Origin of the sequence: Mesorhizobium sp. M1A.F.Ca.ET.072.01.1.1, assembly GCF_004023325.1 — a bacterium.
Lineage (GTDB): Bacteria > Pseudomonadota > Alphaproteobacteria > Rhizobiales > Rhizobiaceae > Mesorhizobium.
This window is the reverse complement of the sequence record NZ_RZSF01000010.1, coordinates 35,936-52,539: the sequence shown is the minus strand read 5'-3', so window position 1 is coordinate 52,539 and position 16,604 is coordinate 35,936. Positions and strand designations below refer to the sequence as shown.

The window sequence follows — 16,604 nt, the reverse complement described above, 5'->3', positions numbered from 1 at the left end:
ACCGTCATGTGCGGGTAGAGCGCGTAAGACTGGAACACCATGGCGATGCCGCGGTCGGCCGGCTCGACATCGTTCACCACCTTGCCGCCGATGGCGATCTCGCCGCCGCTGATGTCCTCCAGCCCGGCGACCATGCGAAGAAGCGTGGACTTGCCGCATCCCGACGGGCCGACGAAGACGACGAACTCGCCATCGGTAATGTCGATATTGGCGCCATGGACGACCTCGAAGGTGCCGAAACGCTTGACGACATTGGTGAGGGTGACAGCCGCCATCTCGTTCCTATCCTATTTGACCGCGCCGGCGGCGATGCCGGCGATGAAATGGCGCTGCAGCAGCACGAAGACGATCAGCATCGGCACGGTCAGCATGACGGCGCCGGCCATGATGCCGCCCCAGGACACTTTGGTCAGGCCGATCAGGGTGCCGAGCGCCACCGGCGCCGTCATCGCGCCGGGCTGGCTGTTGATCAAAAGCGGCCAGAGATAGTTATTCCACGAGGCGAGGAAGAGAATGATGGCGAGGGCCGCCAGCATCGGCCGCGCCAAAGGCAGCGCCACGAACAGAAAGATGCGCCATTCCTTCACGCCTTCGACCCTCGCCGCGTCGAACAGCTCGGCCGGCATCATCGAAAAGGCCTGGCGCATGAAGAGCACGCCGAGCGAATTGAACAGCGGCGGCACGATCAGCGCGATCCAGGTGTTGGCGAGCTGGAAATCGCGCGCCACCATGATGAATTGGGGGATCAGCACCACGGCATAGGGAAGCGTGATGGTGCCGAAGATGATCGCCACCACCACGCCCTTGCCGAGGAAGTCGTAGCGCGCCAGCGCCCAGCCCGCCATCGAGGTGAGCAGCACCGAAAGAAACGTGTAGGTCACCGCCACCGATACGGAAATGCCGATCGCGCCGACGAAATTGGTGTCGCGCTGCAGATTGTTGAAATTGTCGAGGAAGCTGTCATGCGGCAGAAGCTCGATGCCGGGGCTGAAGATGCCGTTGTCGGGCATGGTGGAGAACACCACCATCATCCACAGCGGGAACAGCCAGATCAGCGCCAGCGGCGTCAGGACGAGATGCAGCAGGATGCTGCGCCCAAGCCGCCTTTGCGAGCGCGAGGTCATTTCGGCTCCCTCGTCAGCCAGAGCTGCACCAAAGTGATGGCGATGGCGAGGCCCGCCATGGTGTAGGCGATCGCCGAGGCATAGCCGAAATTGAGCGAGCGGAAGCCCTGGCGGTATAGCAAGAGGCCAAGGGTTTCGGTGCCGCCGCCCGGCCCGCCGCGTTCGGTGATCAGAAAGGGTTCGGTGAAGAGCTGCATGGTGCCGATGATCGACAGCACGGCGCAAAAGACGATGACCGGCTTCAACAGCGGCAGGGTGATGTGAAAGAACTGCTTCACCTTGCTGACGCGGTCGAGCGTGGCGGCCTCGTAGACGTCATCGGGAATGGATTGCAGGCCGGCAAGGATGATGATGGCGTTGTAGCCGGCCCAGCGCCAGGTCACCGCGATCATGATCAGCGCCATGGCCGGCGTGACGTTGGAGAACCAGTCGATCTTCTCCAGGCCGACGCTGCTCAACAGCTTGTTGACGATGCCGAAATCGAGGCTGAACATCAGCCGGAACACCGCCGAATAGGCGACCTCGCCGACCACGACGGGGGCGAAGAACGCAAAGCGGTAGAGGCCGCGCGCCTTGAGCAGCGGCGAATTCAAAAGCACCGCCATCACGACGGCCAGCGAGATCATCACCGGAACCTGGATGACGAGGATAAGCAGCGTGTTCTTCAGCGCGTTGAAGAAGGCGGGGTCGCCGATCAGGCGGCCCCAGTTGAAGGTCGGCGCGAAGCGCCACGGCACGGTGCGGGTCGCCTGGAAGGAGATCAGGAAGGAGCTGATGATCGGCCAGATCCAGAAGATGGCGAAGATCAGGAGATAAGGCGTGAGGAAGCGATACGCGGTGGCGTTGCGGTAGCGCATCGTGTTCCTCCTCCTTCCAGTTTCGGGTCGCGCCTTCCTAGCGGGCGCGGTCTTGATCATGTGTTGAATTGCTGGAGCAGTGCCAATGGTCGATGCAGGCGCTGCCCTGTCTTGCCTTCTCCCCTTATGGGAGAAGGTGGCCGCGAAGCGGCCGGATGAGGGGTGTTCCAGCTTGGCAACGACGGCAATCCGTCCAACCCCCCTCATCCGTCTTGGCGCTACGCGCCAATCCACCTTCTCCCACAAGGGGAGAAGGAAAAGCGACGCTCACTTAACCGGCAGGCCCGTCGCAGAGGCGATCTGGCTGGCGGCGTCGTCGAGTGCGGCCTTGGCATCGGGATAGCCGCCGGCAAGATACTTGGTCTGCACGGCCCGCACGATGATCTCGGCATCGCTCTGGAACTGCGTGCCGCGGCTCGGGACGACCTTCGGCAGCGTGGCGAGGATATCCTTCCAGACCGCCTGCCCGCCCCAATAGGGCTGGCCCTGCGCAACGTAAGGATCGTCGAGCGCGGAAATCAGCGACGGCACCAGGCCGAAATCCTTCAGCATGGTGATCTGGCCTTCATTGGTCTCCAGCGTGTATTTCAGATAGGCGTAGGCCGCTTCCTTGTTCTTGCTGGCCGAGGTGATGGCCAAAGAGGAGCCGCCGAGATTGGCGGCGCGCGGGCCGTCGGCGGTCAGGCTCGGCATCAGGTAGACGCCCCATTTGCCGCTTTCCTTCGGCGATTCGGTGCGTATCGTGCCCTCATACCAGCCGCCATAGACCTGGGTGGCGACCGTGCCGGCGGTGTTGTTGGTGATCTTGGTCGACCAGTCGGCCGACGAAACGATGCCGGCGTCCTTCATTTCCTTGACCTTGGTCATGGCGTCGACGCATTTCGGCTGGTTGACCGTGATCGACTGGCCGTCCTCGGCGAAATAGGCGCATCCCTGCTCGTTGGAGATCATGCGGAAGAATTCGGTATCGCCGTTGAAGTCGGCGTTGGTCATTATGACGCCGGGGTTGGCGGCCTGGATCTTCTTGCCGGCGGCGATGAAATCATCCCAGGTCTTGATCGATGCGGGGTCGACACCGGCCTTCTCGTAGAAGTCGCGGCGGTAGAAGACGGCGACCGGGCCGGAATCCCAGGGCATGGCATAGGCCTTGTCGCCGACTTCGAGCTCGGTGCGCTTGAAATCGGGGAATTTCTTCTGGTCTTCCGCGCTGTAGCCCAGCGTGTGCAGGTCGACGAAGCAGTCCGGGAACTGGCTCCAATAGTTCTCGGCCTCGCCGTTCTCGATCGAGACGATGTCGGGCAGGCCGACGCCACCGGCGGCGCAGCCGGCGATCGACTTGTCATAGGTCGGTTGGTTGCCGAGGTCCTGAACGGTGACCTTGATGTCGGGGTACTTCTTGTTGAAGCCCGCGACGGTGGCCTTCAGCGACGAAGCGGCGATGTTCCAGCTCCAGATCGTGAGTTCGCCGGATTGCGCCAAAGCGGGGCCGGAGCCCAGGGCAAGCAAAAGCGCGGCGCAGGTCAGTGTGGTGCGCATTGAAATCCTCCCATTTCGTTTGCTCTCTCACCGTGAGCCTGGCTAGATTATGCGGCGCGGAAGGCTTGTCCCCGACAAAGGGAATAAGAAATTGGCGGAAAGTAAGATGCCGGAGCGTCCGTTCTACCAGCCAGGCGCGAGCAGCGTCGAAGGCCTGCCGCTGGCCTTGCAGATGTTCCACAACCAGCCGTTGGTGATGCTGAAGCCGCATTGGCACGCCCAGGTCGAGGTCAACTTCATCGTGCGCGGCAGCGTGCACTACCGCATGGCCGAGCATGAGATCGCGCTCTCGGCCGGCGACATGTGCCTGTTCTGGGGCGGGCTGCCGCACCAGATGGATGATCTCACCGATGACGCGATCTATGCCGGCGCGCATCTGCCGCTGGTGCATTTCTTCAGGCTGCATCTGCCGGCCGATGTCCGGCACCGGCTGATGACGGGCGCGACGCTGGTGACGAATGCCACCGACCAGTCCGACAACGACAATTTCAAGCGCTGGAACGAGTATGCGCGCTCGGGCGATGCGGCCAAGGCCGAACACGCCGTCAACGAGCTGCTCTTGCGGTTGGAGCGGGTGCGCTTCGAGCCGTACCGGCTGGTGCCGGCAACAGCGTCCGGACACGGGGCCGGCAGCGCCTTCGACCAGCAGTCCTCGCGCAATGTCGGGCGCATGTGCGATTTCATCGCCGAGAATTTCCTCTACGACATCGACTGCGTGAACATCGCGGCGGCGGCCGACATCCATCCGAAATACGCCATGAGCCTGTTCAAGAAATCGACCGGCATGACGCTCAACGAATATGTCAATCTGCTGCGGCTGAGCTACGCGCAGGCGCTTTTGATGCATGAGGGCGCCAATGTGCTGAAGGTCGCCATGGACTCGGGCTTCGGCTCGCTCAGCGCCTTCAACAAGTCGTTCCGCAAGCTTGCCGGCATGTCGCCCTCCGACTTCCGCAGGGCGGGCGTGCGCTGAACCCACCCGTCAGGCGGCGGGCTCCCTCACCGCAGGGAAGTCGACGATGACGGCGAGCCCTGGATGATTGTCCTCCAGTGTGATCGACGCGCCATGCAGGTCGGCGACCGCCTTGACGAGGCTCAAGCCGAGGCCGCTGCCCGGCGTCGTGCGGCTGGAATCCAGCCGGTAAAGCCGCTGAAAGACCTTTTCACGCTCGCCGGCCGGAATGCCGGGCCCATCGTCGCGGACATGGACGAGGACGCGCTCGCCCTGCCTTGTCACCGACAGCTCGATCGCCGTGCCGGGGGGACAATGCCTGAGCGCGTTCTCGACCAGGTTGGCGAGCATCTGCATCAGCAGGTCGCGGTCGCCGTGGACGTACCATTTCGCCTCCGGAACGAGCGTCGTCGACAACGATTTTTCGTCGTCCTCGGCGACGTCGGCATAGACCTCGCCGATGGTGTCGACGACGCTGCCGACGTCGAGATCGACGAAGCGCGCCTTGCGCGCGCCGGCCTCGATCTGGGCGATGCGCAGCAGCGCATCGAAGGTGTCGTTGATCTGCCGGCTTTCGCTGCGCGCGTCGGCCAGCTCGGCCGAAACGGTCTCGCCGGAGGCGGTCTTGTCGGCAGCCTGCTCCAGGATCATCTGCAGGCGGTTGAGCGGCGTCTTCAGGTCGTGCGCGATGTTGGCGCTCACCTCCCGCATGCCGTCGACCAGGGCCGACAAGCGGTCGAGCGCTGCGTTCACCTGGGTGGACACGGCGTCGATGTCGTCGCCATTGCCGGTCAACGGGATGCGCGCGTCGAGCCGTCCGTGCGAGACGTCGACCATGGTGGCGGCAATGCCGTCGAGCCGCCGCTGGACGCGCGAGGCGAGCAGGGCGCCGCCGGCAATGGCGAGCGCGGTGATGAACAGCGTGCCCCAGCCGAAGCTCATCAGCACGATGGTCTTCAGCTCGTCCGTCTCGGCAAGCGAGAAGGCGACCGTCAGATTGTTGCCGCCGACCTCGCCGGTATAGGCGCGGTACATCGTGTCGGGCGGCACACCCGGCAATCTGGCGGCGAACATCGAGAAACCGTCAGGCAGGCCGGAGGCGGTGAAATTGCCTGCCAGACGGTTGCCGGCGGGGTCGGTCAGCGAGAAAAGCTGGTCTTTGTCGGGGCTGAGGTCGGCGTTGTTGTTGACCGAGGCGACAAGATCTTCCTTGTCGTTCGCGGTATAGGTCAGGGCAACGACCGAATAGGTCTCCTTGATGGACTTATCGAGACGTCTCGCCAGATCGGCGCTCATCAGCTGGTAGACGACCGCGCCGGACAGGATGAAGGCGAGCACGAACAGGAAGGCAAAGGTCAGCGCCAGGCGGAACGGCGTGCTGCGCAGCAGGCTTGGGCGTGCGTCCTTCATCGTTTCAGGCGGGGTTCGGCCAGAACAGCCATAGCAGGGCCAGGGCCGCCACGATCCAGACGGCAATCATGAAGATCAGACCGGTCAGGCTGACCGGCCTGGTGCTGCGCGTGGCGGTGTCGCGGAATTCCCGCATGAGCCCGGCCGGAACCAGCTTTACCGCAAGCAGGATGCCGAGCGGAACGATCACAAGATCGTCCAGATAGCCGATGATCGGAATGAAATCCGGAACGAGGTCGACGGGGCTAAGCGCATAGGCTGCGACCGCACCGGCCACGACCTTCGCGTACCAGGGAACGCGGGGATCGCGGGCGGCAAGCCAGAGCGCCACGACGTCGCGCTTCATGCGAAGTGCCCATTGCCTTGCGGAGTCCAGCATCGCCATGTCGCTTATATACGGAGAGCCGGCGGGAGGCGCGAGATGCGATCAGGCATGGATCGTCAACCCTGCGCGTGCAGGCTGTAGCCGGTGTTGCGCACGGTATGGATGAGCGGCACGTCGAACGGCCTGTCGACCTTGGCCCGGAGCCGGCTGATATGGGTCTCGACGACGCTGGTCTTGGGATCGAAATGGAAGTCCCAGACGCGCTCCAGAAGCATGGTGCGGGTAATCACCCGGCCCTCGCCGCGCATCAGCACTTCGAGCAGGCTGAACTCCCGGGGCTGCAGGTCGATGGTCCGGCCCTGCCTGGTCACGCGCCGCATGATCAGGTCCATTTCGAGGTCGGCGACGCGAAGGCTGGTCTTCTGCTCCTGCGCCGCCGGCCTCCGGCCGAGCGCGTTGATGCGGGCAAGCAGTTCGGAAAAGGCGAAGGGCTTGACCAGATAGTCGTCGCCGCCGGCCTCCAGCCCTTCCACCCGGTCGTCGACGCCGCCGATCGAGGTCAGGAATATCGCCGGCGTCTTGATGCCCGCCGCTCGCACCGCCTTGATCATCGACAGGCCGTCGAGACCGGGAACCATACGGTCGGCAACGATGACGTCATAGGCATTGCGGGTTGCCGCGGCGAGCGCTTCGTGGCCATTGCGCAAGAGATCGCAGGCGTGCCCGGCCTCGCTCAGTCCCCTGACGATGTAGTCGGCAGTCCTTGGGTCATCCTCAACCAGCAGCAGTCGCATCTTGGCCTATCGTCCGGTGTCGAGTTCAAGCGGCACGGTAGCATCGGCGAGGCCCCATTCCCACAAGCCGAACTTACGCAGGCCTGTCCGGGTCCTTACAAATTCGTAAGAATGATCGAAAATAATGGGAAGACCTCGCCGCCGGGCGCGAGAAAGGTTAGGGGAGCGCTGGCCCGGGCCGGAGTGACTCAAATCGAATGGCTTACACATCGCTCAAGTCAGCGCCAAGGGCCTTCGACCAGCACAAGCGCCTGATCGTCGTCCAGGTCGCCGCCGTGACGGCCATCGCCCTGCTGCTGTTTGCCAAGCCGGTCCTCAGCGAGGGCTCGAGCGGACACGAGCTGATGGAGACGGCCGGCTTCGGCTTCGTGCTCGTCTGCTTTCTCGGCCGGCTATGGAGCATTCTTTATGTCGGCGGCAGGAAGAACGACGAACTGGTCGTCTCCGGTCCGTTCTCGATGAGCCGCAATCCGCTCTATTTCTTCTCGATCATCGGAGCGGTCGGTATCGGGCTGATGTTCGGATCGGTGCTGGCCGCCGCGATGCTTGGTCTTGCAAGCTTCCTCGTCTTCCGGTTCACCGCCGGCCGGGAGGCCGAGTTCCTGTCCGGCAAGTTCGGCGCCGCCTACACGGCCTATGCCGAGCGGACGCCGCGTTTCTGGCCGAATCCGATGCTCTACCGCGACGAGGAGGAATGGATCTTTTCCACCAGCGCGCTGAAAAGCACGTTCCGGGACGGTTTATATTTTCTGGCGTTCTTTCCGCTTATCGAGGCGGTCGAGCATTTTCGTATGATCGGCATGCTGCCGACCTTGTTCACAATTTACTGATTGCGATTGGGCATTTCGCTGACCGATCTGAAAAGCCCGGCGATTGCACCCAAAAGAAGTCAGGGGCAACGCCTTGAGTCCGAGCTGGCGAAGCATATACCTCTTTATGAGTTGGGGGCTGCGTGATGGACGTTCGCAGATCGAAACACGATACGCTCGGACGGTTGTCGGTGTTTGAACTCGACGCGTTGCGAGAAGCTTTCAAGCGATCGGTTCGCGAGAACAACGTCACAGAGATCCGGTGGGCCGAGCACGCCGAGCTTTTCGTCAAACGCGCGATCGGCAAGAAAAGTCGCGCCCTCCGAGCCTAAAGCGCGTCGCGTCGAATTGGCCCGCGCCACCCATCAGGCCGGCTTAGCCTTTGCCTCCGCCGCGCGCGCCGCGCCTCGTGCTTTCCAAAAGGATCGCCAGGCAGCCGATCAGGACCAGGACAGCGCCGAGGAGCGGCGGCAGTGCCAGAAGCTTCACGGCGCCGGCGACCAAAGCGATCAGAAGCAGTGCCAGAAGCGCAAGGCTGCCGTCGTCGACGAACATGCCGACGAGCTCCTTCAGGACGAGGCGGACGATTTTCATCGGGCAATTCCCTTCGAGCGGTTCACCATTTCACGGAAACGGCAAACCGCTCTGTTTCTTCTTTGACCGCAATTCCGCACGGGAAACCGCTTCACGCTTTTCCCGGAATTGCTTTGGCAGCCGCGGCGTGGGCGTTGCGCAGCCAGCGCACCATGGCGAAGGATGCCGCGGCGATGACGAAGAAGATGGCAAGCAGCGCAAAATCCTCGCCCGGCCATTCGGCGCCGAGGCCTTCGCCTGTCCAGAACACGCCGAAACTGGTCAGCATCAGGCCGACGACGAATTTGAGCGCATTTTCCGGCACGCGCGCCAGCGGCCGGTGCACGGCGAGGCCGATCAGCATCACAAGCACGAATGCGGCCAGCGCTCCGAGACCGGCATAGAGCGTCTGGCCATGCGCGGTCCCGACCGCAATAACGATGAACACCACCTCGACCCCTTCGAGCAGCACCGCCTTGAAGGCCGCCACGCCGGCAAGATAGCCGGCGCGACGGTCGTTGGCATGGCGGGTCAGCGCGTCGGTTTCCCTGGAAAAGGCTGCCTCTTCGTCGCGGAGCGCGATGATGCCGGCGCTGCGCAGGATCGCCTTGCGCAGCCAGCGCATGCCGAACAGGATAAGAAGCACGCCGACCGCGAATTGCAGGATTGCAATCGGGATCAGCTGCAGCAGCGGTCCGAAAGCCAGCACCAGCGCCGCCAGCACGGCGAGCGCCGAGACGGCGCCTGTCAGCGCCGGCCGCCAGCCGCGCGTCACGCCGACGGCCAGTACGATGGTGAAGGCTTCGACCACCTCGACAAAGGACGCCAGGAAGGAAGCGGCCACGGTGGAGAGAACGGGCGTCAGTTCATGCATGAATGGGCACCGAGGTCCGTGTTTCGCCGCCCTTTTGGGAGGGCGGTGCCGGTCCAGCCTTGTTCAACAGGCGATGACGCACAAAGTATGGCGGATGGACAAATCAGCCGTCGCTGGCCGCATATTCTCGACCGCGGCGGCGAACTTGCGCCCGTGCGCAGGGCGGTGGCATAAGGCCATGCTCATCAGAGGAAGCGGCTTCAGATGACGTTATCGGTGAGAGACCTTCCCCTGCGCACGCCGATCGACGGCCGGCACCGGCAGATGATGATCGACGGTGAGTGGCGCGATGCGGTGAGCGGCCGGACTTTCGAGACGCGCAACCCCGCCACCGGCGCGGTGCTGGGCACCGTGCCGCTTGCGGATTCCAAGGACGTCGACCTGGCGGTGGCCGCCGCGCGGCGCGCCTTCGAGGGACCGTGGAGCCGCTTCAAGCCCTATGAGCGCCAGCTGCTGCTGTTGAAGATCGCCGATCTCATGGAGCGGCATTGGGAAGAGTTGGCGCTTTCCGACACCACCGACATGGGCATGCCGATCACCCGCACTTTGGCCAACCGCAACCGCGTGCTCGGCATGCTGCGCTTCTATGCCGGCATGGCGACGTCGATCCACGGCCGGACGATCGGCAATTCGCTGCCCGGCGAGATCGTCTCCTACACGCGCAAGGAGCCGGTCGGCGTGGTCGGCGCGATCATTCCGTGGAATGCGCCCACCGCCGCCTCGATCTGGAAGATCGGCCCAGCCCTGGCTACCGGCTGCACCATCGTGCTGAAACCGTCGGAAGAGGCACCGCTGACGCCGCTTCTGATCGCCGACCTGATGCAGGAGGCCGGCGTGCCGCCGGGCGTCGTCAACGTCGTGACCGGCACGGGCGCGGAAGCCGGTGCGCCGCTCGCGGCGCATATGCATGTCGACAAGGTGGTCTTCACCGGCTCGACCGCCACCGGCCAGGCGATTCTGCGCGCCTCGGCCGCCAACATGAAGCGCGTGTCGCTGGAGCTGGGCGGCAAATCGCCGGTGATCGTGCTCGCCGATGCCGACATCGAGCGCGCCGTGCCGGTGGCGGCCATGTCGGTCTTCGCGAATTCCGGCCAGGTCTGCATCGCCGGCTCCCGGCTCTTCGTCGAACGGCCGATCTATGACGAATTCGTCGAACGCGTCGCGGCCTTCGCGGCAAAGCTGCGGATCGGCGACGGCGCCGACCCCGAGACCGAGATCGGACCGCTGATCTCGCCAAGACAGCTCGAGCGCGTCTCAGGCTTCATCGCGGAGGGCGCGCGCGAGGGCGCGCGGCTGGTGACAGGTGGTGAGCGCATCACCAAGGGCGCGCTGGCCGCAGGCAATTTCATGACGCCCGGCGTGTTTTCCGGCGTCACCGACGGCATGCGCATCGCGCGCGAGGAAATCTTCGGGCCGATCATTTCGGCGCTGCCCTTCGACACGCTGGACGAAGCGGTGCGGCGCGGCAACGACACGCCCTACGGTCTCGGCGCCGGCGTGTTCACCAAGGATGTCGGCAAGGCGCACCAGCTCGCCAACCGGCTGCGCGCCGGCTCGGTCTGGGTCAACACCTATCACGCGATCGACCCGGCCGTGCCGTTCGGCGGCTACAAGATGAGCGGTTACGGCCGCGAGGGCGGCGCCGAGCATCTCGACGAATATCTCAACACCAAGGGCGTCTGGATCCGGATCGATTGACGGTCTGTATCCGGTCGCGTTTCGTTGAATAGCCGCACGGCTTCAACTATTTGCGTTGCGCAATTCCGAAGCGGAAAGCGGTCGCACGTTTTCCTGGTATTGCGCTGGAGCAACACAAGAACAAGAGCGGTTGAGCGGGCCGCTCTGACTCGGAACGGAGCGCATGAAGAAGATCGGGTTTCTGTCGTTCGGGCACTGGTCGCCTGCCCCGCAATCGGGCACGCGCTCGGGCGCCGACGCGTTGCTGCAGTCGATCGACCTTGCCGTCGCGGCCGAGGAGCTCGGCGCCGACGGCGCCTATTTCCGCGTCCACCATTTCGCCCGCCAGCTCGCCTCGCCGTTTCCGCTGCTTGCCGCGGCCGGCGCGAAGACCAAGCGTATCGAGCTCGGCACCGCTGTCATCGACATGCGCTACGAGAACCCGCTCTACATGACCGAAGATGCGGGTGCGGCCGACCTCATCGCCGGCGGCCGGCTGCAGCTCGGTATCAGCCGCGGCTCGCCCGAGCAGGTGATCGATGGCTGGCGCTATTTCGGCTATGTGCCGGAAGAGGGCAAGTCCGATGCCGACATGGCGCGCCGCCACGCCGAGATCTTCCTCGATCTGTTGCGCGGCGAAGGCTTCGCCCAGCCCAATCCGCGGCCGATGTTTCCCAATCCGCCTGGATTGCTCAGGCTTGAGCCGTTCTCGGCGGGCCTGCGCGAACGGATCTGGTGGGGCGCGGCCACCAACGCCACCGCCGAATGGGCGGCCAAGCTCGGCATGAACCTGCAGAGCTCGACGCTGAAATTCGACGAGGGCGGACAGCCGCTGCACATCCAGCAGGCCGAGCAGATCCGCGCCTACCGCGCCGCCTGGAAGGAAGCCGGCCACGCAAGGGAGCCGCGCGTGTCGGTCAGCCGCAGCATCTTCGCCTTGGTCAACGACATGGACCGCGCCTATTTCGGCGGCAGCGAGGGCGAGGACCATTTCGGCTATATCGAGCCGGAGAAGCGCGCCGTGTTCGGCCGTACCTACGCCGCCGAGCCGGATGTGCTGGTTGAGCAGCTCAGGCAAGACCAGGCGATCGCCGAGGCCGACACGCTGCTGCTCACCGTGCCCAACCAGCTCGGCGTCGACTACAACGCCCATGTCATCGAGGCGATCCTGAAGCACGTCGCGCCGGCACTCGGCTGGCGGTGATCAATCGAGCGCTTCGACGGCCGCGAGGCGAGACCAAACTCGATTTCGGGGCCATGATCGAATCGGCGCACCCGATGCTTTGAGGCACTGCCACCGGCAATCAGGTCGCTGCGCCAGTGTACCGCTCGCGCACGATCCGGGTGATGTGGACCACGTTCAGGCCGATGAAGAAGACGTTCCATGCCACGACGTTCAACATCGGGACGGGCTGGCAGTAGAAGTATACTGCGAGGCAGGTTGCCGCCGTCAGGGTGAGCATTCGCAGGCGCAGCATGTCCATCGTGAAGTAGGCAATCACGTAAAGAATGTTCGCCGCGTTGATGAGCAGTTCCATGAGAGTTCCCATGTGGTGGGGAGTGCAGGAAGGGGCGGTGCCCGGTTGAAACGCCGGGCACCGCCTGCCGTCAGTCGCCGCCAAATTCGGTCTTGAAGGTTTCGAAGTCGATCTGCAGGCCATTCAGCACGGCGCTCCAGTGCCGGACGTAGCCGGCATGGGCCACGGCTTCGGCGACCTCCTCGTCGGTGGCGCCGCGGTCCTTGGCCATCTTGGTTTCCAGCCAGATGCAGTAACGGCACGGAATCTGCGCCGCCACCGCGACGTTGATGAGCGACTTTACCTTCGGTTCGAGAGCGTTGTTCTCGGGTTGAAGCTCGAGACCCTTGAACATCGTCCAAGCGCCGGCGACTGCCGACTTTGGATAGGCCTTGATATGGCTCGGCACGATGCCGAGCGTCGCCTCGATTTCCTTGTAGGTCTGCTCGGCCGCCGGCAGTTCCTGCGCAACGGCGAGCGGTGCGGCAAGTACGGTAGCGATGGCGAAGCCTATGCCTGTGAGAATGTTTTTCATGATCAGTCTCTTGTTTGTTGGGATCGAAGGGATTGCCGCCCGCCCCGCGCCCCCTTTGCGCCGCGAGGCCGGAAGTCGTCCGCTGCGACCGACCGGTGTTAGCTTTCGAAGGTCAGAGCCGGGCCTCGAGGACCAAGTTGAACGGCGTCTCGAAGGCACGACGGAAACGGGTGAACCCGGCCTTGCGGAACACTTCCGCCAGCCGTGCCTCGCCGGCCTGGGCGCCCAGCACGAGGCGGCCGCCGTCCGAAATAGCGTGGGCGCAGCAGATGGTGGTGGAGGCCGCGTAATACATTCTCGCCACCGGCGAGATGTTGTCTTCGACCCGGTCATTGGCGAAAGGCTCGACCAGCATCACCGTCCCGTCCGGCGCCAGCGCCTTTGATGCATGCACTGCCGCGGCGACAGGATCGCCCATGTCATGCAGGGCATCAAAGAAGCAGATCAGATCGTAGCCGCTGCCCGGGTAGTCGTCGGCCCGCGCCTTTTCGAACGCCACGCGCCCTTCCAAGCTCTGCTTGGCGGCGCCGCGACGGGCCTCCCCCAGCGAGTCTTCGTGATTGTCGAAGCCATGGAAGCGGGAAGCCGGAAAGGCCTTTGCCATGAGCGCCGTCGAATGGCCGTGGCCGCACCCGATATCGGCGACAAGCGCACCAGTCCTGAGCTTCTCGACGACGCCCTCCAGGGATGGCAGCCATTCGCTGACGAGACTGGCCTTGTAGCCGTTCCGGTAAAAGGCGGCCACGCCGCAGGCCAGGCGTCCGTCATGATCTCCCCAGGCTATGCCCTTGCCGGTGCGGAAAGCCTCTACGGCCTTCTCTTCGTCGGCCCACATCGAAGCGGGCACCGCCCAAGCGTTGGGAATGAAGACGGCGCTGTCCTCGTCGGCGAGCACGACTTCCTGTTCGGGTGTCAACTCGTAGGTGTCGCTGACCGGGTGGTAGACGATATAGCCGCCCGCCACTTGGGAATTGAGCCATTCGCGTACGTAACGTTCGGCACAGCCGGCGCGCCCCGCGAGCGCGCGGGCACTGAGGGGTCCGAGGCCCGCCATGGCCTTATAAAGACCGAGACGGTGGCCGAGGCTGATCATGACTCCGCCGTAGCCGGCCGAAATATCACCGATCGCTCGCGCGACGAGCGCATCGAGTTTCGCCGGATCGATCTTATGGTTGTGGGTATGCTCCATGTCCAAGTCTCCTGTCCAAGCGCTCGGGCAATCCCGAGGCAGCGGCTGAATCGCAGGAACAGGGAAGAAACGGGAGAGCGCGACTCTCCAGAATCGGGCCATTTGTGCCACTGGCCCGTCGTCAGGAGAGAAACTGGCGGCCGCGCGCGCCGGGCGCTATGGTTGCGGCGCCTGCGACATGGATTAGCCGACATGCATCGTCACTTCACCACTGCCGCATCCGAGCCGCTTCACGTGAGTCTGGTGGCCATTCCAGAGGCCGTGGTGTCGACGTTGTCGGGCATCTTCGACGTGATGAATGCTTTCAAAATAATGCCGCTGCCGGGCAGCGAGCCGCGCCAGGCTCCGCCCTTCGAGATTGAGATCGTCGGCCTCGAAACGGGCGCTCTGGAACTGGCCAGCCGCGTGCCGGTCATGGTTCAGCGAAGCGTGGCGGAGGTGGATATGACCGACATCGTCATTGTTCCTTCGATCCTGCTTGGGCCGAACGGCTGGCGAAAGGACCTGCATCCGGAACTGGTCGAGTGGTTCCGCGCCATGCATGGCCGCGGCGCGCTCTTGTGCTCGGCGTGCTCAGGCATCTTCCTGCTTGCCGAAACCGGTCTGTTCGATGGCGTGGACGCGACCGTGCATTATGGCTACGCCGGCGACTTCGGCCGGACGTTTCCACAAGTGCCTATCCACCCGGATCGTGTGCTGGTGGTGTCGGGCAAGCGAGAGGAGCTCATCTCCTCGGGTGCTTCCATGACCTGGCATGATCTGGTGTTGTACCTGATCGCCCGACACGCCGGCGCGACCGCAGCCCAGGCCGTGGCGCGCTCATTCGCGCTGCAGTGGCATCAGGACGGTCTTGCGCCCTACATCATCTTTGAGGGTCGCAAGGATCATGGCGATCTTGCCGTTCAGGCGGCGCAGGACTTGATCGCCACCCGATTTTCGGTCGCCAATCCCATAGAAGAGATGATCCGCTGCGCCCAGCTCACGGAGCGCACCTTCAAACGCCGTTTCACGAGCGCGACCGGCCTGAGCCCGATCGCCTATGTACAGCGCTTGAGGATCGAGGACGCCAAGCGCCGACTGGAGCGCACCGACGCGTCAATCGACGACGTGAGCTGGCAGGTCGGGTACGAAGAGCCTGCGTTCTTCCGTCGCTTGTTCAAACGTGTGACGGGGCTGGCGCCCGGCGCATACCGCAAGCGGTTCAAGATCCCCGCCTATGCGCAAAGGCATTTGCCCGACGAGAGCGTCGAACTCCGGCTGGGAAATAGCCAGCGGCAGACGTAAGCCGGGCCGACGCTGTGATATCCGCGCGGCAGGCTGCTCGGGTACGCTTCCTCCGCGAGCGTGTTGACATCCGACGAAGACACGCAGTATTTTTTTGCGTAATCGGTTACGTAACCGATTACGCTCATTCAGGAGGAGGAAAGCATTGAGCAAGGTTTCAAATTCGCATGGGCTCGATCTAGGCCGGGTCTCCAGGCGCAAGTTTCTCAAGACCGGCGCGCTGGCGGCCGGCGCGCTTGCGCTGCCGTTCGGTCCGGCGTTTGCGGCCGACAAGCCGAAGGTCGGCCTGGTCATGAAGTCTTTGGCCAACGAGTTCTTCAAGCAGATGCAGGCCGGCGCGGAGGACTATGCGGCCAAGAACAAGGACAAGTTCGATTTCGCCGCCGTCGGCATGAAGGACGAGCGCGATTTCGCCGCGCAGGTCGATGCGATCGAGAACTTCATCACCCAGAACTACAACATCATCGTCGTGGCGCCGGCCGATTCGAAGGCGATGGTCACGCCGATCGCCAAGGCGCTGAAGGCCGGCATCAAGGTCATCAACATCGACGTCGCGCTCGACGATGAGGCCAAGAAGAAGGCCGGCATCGACCTTGCCTTCTTCGGGCCGGACAACCGCGCCGGCGCCAAGCTCGCCGGCGACGCGCTCGGCAAGGCGCTGGGCAAGGGCGGCAAGGTCGTCATCCTCGAAGGCAATCCGGAAGCCGACAACGCCAAGCAGCGCAAGCTCGGCTTCGACGATTCGGTGAAGGAGCACGGCCTCGACCTGCTCGATTCGAAGACCGCGCATTGGGAGACCGAGGAAGCCAACACACTGATGACCAACTTCCTCACCCAGCACCCCGACATCCAGGGCGTGATGGCGGCGAACGACTCGATGGCGCTCGGCGTCGTCAAGGCGATCGACGCGGCCGGCAAGTCGGGTCAGATCAAGGTGGTCGGCTTCGACAACATACCGGCGGTCGGCCCGCTGCTCAAGGAAGGCAAGATGCTCGCCACGGTCGAGCAGTATGGCGCGCAGATGGCGGCCATGGGCATCGACTACGGCCTGCGCGAGCTTGCCGGCGAGAAGTTCTCGGGCTGGGTCAAGACCGACGTCAAGCTGATCACCGCCTGAGGCGAGTTGAGGCGCCGGGACTCCCTCTGGC

At 63.9% G+C, this 16,604-nt stretch carries 19 protein-coding genes; 7 read left to right on the top strand and 12 right to left on the bottom strand.

Translation table 11 applies throughout. The features are described from left to right. From EOA32_RS03045 to EOA32_RS03030, 4 genes are all read right to left on the bottom strand, one after another. A partial coding sequence (locus tag EOA32_RS03045; protein WP_128370824.1) for an ATP-binding cassette domain-containing protein occupies positions 1–275 on the bottom strand: 275 nt, incomplete at its 3' end. Between the two features lie 12 nt (positions 276–287). Next, entirely contained in the window at positions 288–1,124 is an 837-nt protein-coding gene (locus EOA32_RS03040; protein WP_095776742.1) for a carbohydrate ABC transporter permease, read from the bottom strand. Then, complete coding sequence (locus EOA32_RS03035; protein ID WP_128370823.1) at positions 1,121–1,981, bottom strand: sugar ABC transporter permease; 861 nt, start codon at positions 1,979–1,981, stop codon at positions 1,121–1,123. The genes EOA32_RS03040 and EOA32_RS03035 overlap by 4 nt, the downstream gene beginning before the upstream one ends. 267 nt (positions 1,982–2,248) lie before the next feature. Then, the gene (locus tag EOA32_RS03030; protein WP_095776741.1) at positions 2,249–3,517 is read right to left on the bottom strand and encodes an ABC transporter substrate-binding protein; all 1,269 of its coding nucleotides are present in this window, start codon (positions 3,515–3,517) and stop codon (positions 2,249–2,251) included. Positions 3,518–3,623: 106 nt separating this feature from the next. On the opposite strand from EOA32_RS03030, the gene EOA32_RS03025 reads away from it, so the two are divergent. Then, a complete protein-coding gene (locus tag EOA32_RS03025; RefSeq protein WP_095781997.1) occupies positions 3,624–4,490 on the top strand; it encodes a helix-turn-helix domain-containing protein in 867 nt (288 codons plus the stop codon). Between the two features lie 9 nt (positions 4,491–4,499). On the opposite strand, the gene EOA32_RS03020 is transcribed toward EOA32_RS03025, so the two are convergent. The 3 genes from EOA32_RS03020 to EOA32_RS03010 are packed head-to-tail and all read right to left on the bottom strand — an operon-like array spanning position 4,500 to position 6,998. Beyond that, positions 4,500–5,879 (bottom strand): ATP-binding protein, encoded by a 1,380-nt coding sequence (locus EOA32_RS03020; protein ID WP_128370822.1) that lies wholly within the window; start codon positions 5,877–5,879, stop codon positions 4,500–4,502. A 4-nt stretch (positions 5,880–5,883) separates the two neighbouring features. Further along, positions 5,884–6,264: a YkvA family protein gene (locus tag EOA32_RS03015; RefSeq protein ID WP_128370821.1), complete on the bottom strand. Its 381-nt coding sequence runs from the start codon at positions 6,262–6,264 to the stop codon at positions 5,884–5,886. A gap of 56 nt (positions 6,265–6,320) precedes the next feature. After that, positions 6,321–6,998 (bottom strand): winged helix-turn-helix domain-containing protein, encoded by a 678-nt coding sequence (locus EOA32_RS03010; RefSeq protein ID WP_066991553.1) that lies wholly within the window; start codon positions 6,996–6,998, stop codon positions 6,321–6,323. Between the two features lie 197 nt (positions 6,999–7,195). On the opposite strand from EOA32_RS03010, the gene EOA32_RS03005 reads away from it, so the two are divergent. Both EOA32_RS03005 and EOA32_RS38350 read left to right on the top strand, forming a co-directional pair. Beyond that, positions 7,196–7,828 carry an isoprenylcysteine carboxylmethyltransferase family protein gene (locus tag EOA32_RS03005; protein WP_128370820.1) on the top strand — a complete coding sequence of 211 codons (633 nt, stop codon included), beginning with the start codon at positions 7,196–7,198 and terminating at the stop codon, positions 7,826–7,828. Between the two features lie 170 nt (positions 7,829–7,998). Further along, a complete protein-coding gene (locus tag EOA32_RS38350) occupies positions 7,999–8,139 on the top strand; it encodes a hypothetical protein (protein ID WP_156752598.1) in 141 nt (46 codons plus the stop codon). Between the two features lie 43 nt (positions 8,140–8,182). Here the strand turns inward: EOA32_RS38350 and EOA32_RS03000 are convergent, their stop codons facing one another. Both EOA32_RS03000 and EOA32_RS02995 read right to left on the bottom strand, forming a co-directional pair. After that, a complete protein-coding gene (locus tag EOA32_RS03000; RefSeq protein ID WP_128370819.1) occupies positions 8,183–8,401 on the bottom strand; it encodes a hypothetical protein in 219 nt (72 codons plus the stop codon). A 91-nt stretch (positions 8,402–8,492) separates the two neighbouring features. Then, positions 8,493–9,254 carry a COG4280 domain-containing protein gene (locus EOA32_RS02995; protein WP_128370818.1) on the bottom strand — a complete coding sequence of 254 codons (762 nt, stop codon included), beginning with the start codon at positions 9,252–9,254 and terminating at the stop codon, positions 8,493–8,495. A gap of 204 nt (positions 9,255–9,458) precedes the next feature. On the opposite strand from EOA32_RS02995, the gene EOA32_RS02990 reads away from it, so the two are divergent. After that, positions 9,459–10,952: an aldehyde dehydrogenase family protein gene (locus EOA32_RS02990; RefSeq protein WP_128370817.1), complete on the top strand. Its 1,494-nt coding sequence runs from the start codon at positions 9,459–9,461 to the stop codon at positions 10,950–10,952. A gap of 163 nt (positions 10,953–11,115) precedes the next feature. Continuing rightward, a complete protein-coding gene (locus EOA32_RS02985) occupies positions 11,116–12,135 on the top strand; it encodes an LLM class flavin-dependent oxidoreductase (protein WP_128370816.1) in 1,020 nt (339 codons plus the stop codon). A gap of 100 nt (positions 12,136–12,235) precedes the next feature. Here EOA32_RS02985 and EOA32_RS02980 read toward each other — a convergent pair whose 3' ends face one another. The 3 genes from EOA32_RS02980 to EOA32_RS02970 form a co-directional block, all read right to left on the bottom strand. After that, positions 12,236–12,469 carry a hypothetical protein gene (locus tag EOA32_RS02980; protein ID WP_127403647.1) on the bottom strand — a complete coding sequence of 78 codons (234 nt, stop codon included), beginning with the start codon at positions 12,467–12,469 and terminating at the stop codon, positions 12,236–12,238. Between the two features lie 70 nt (positions 12,470–12,539). Then, positions 12,540–12,983, bottom strand: coding sequence for a carboxymuconolactone decarboxylase family protein (locus tag EOA32_RS02975; protein ID WP_095827386.1), 444 nt, complete (start codon positions 12,981–12,983; stop codon positions 12,540–12,542). A 112-nt stretch (positions 12,984–13,095) separates the two neighbouring features. Next, complete coding sequence (locus EOA32_RS02970) at positions 13,096–14,172, bottom strand: class I SAM-dependent methyltransferase (RefSeq protein ID WP_127214461.1); 1,077 nt, start codon at positions 14,170–14,172, stop codon at positions 13,096–13,098. 192 nt (positions 14,173–14,364) lie between these two features. Here EOA32_RS02970 and EOA32_RS02965 point away from each other — a divergent pair, with 192 nt between their 5' ends. After that, on the top strand, positions 14,365–15,456 hold the full coding sequence (locus tag EOA32_RS02965) for a helix-turn-helix domain-containing protein (RefSeq protein WP_095776732.1): 1,092 nt from the start codon (positions 14,365–14,367) through the stop codon (positions 15,454–15,456). A gap of 145 nt (positions 15,457–15,601) precedes the next feature. After that, the gene (locus EOA32_RS02960) at positions 15,602–16,573 is read left to right on the top strand and encodes a sugar ABC transporter substrate-binding protein (protein WP_095781989.1); all 972 of its coding nucleotides are present in this window, start codon (positions 15,602–15,604) and stop codon (positions 16,571–16,573) included. Positions 16,574–16,604: the final 31 nt, after the last annotated feature.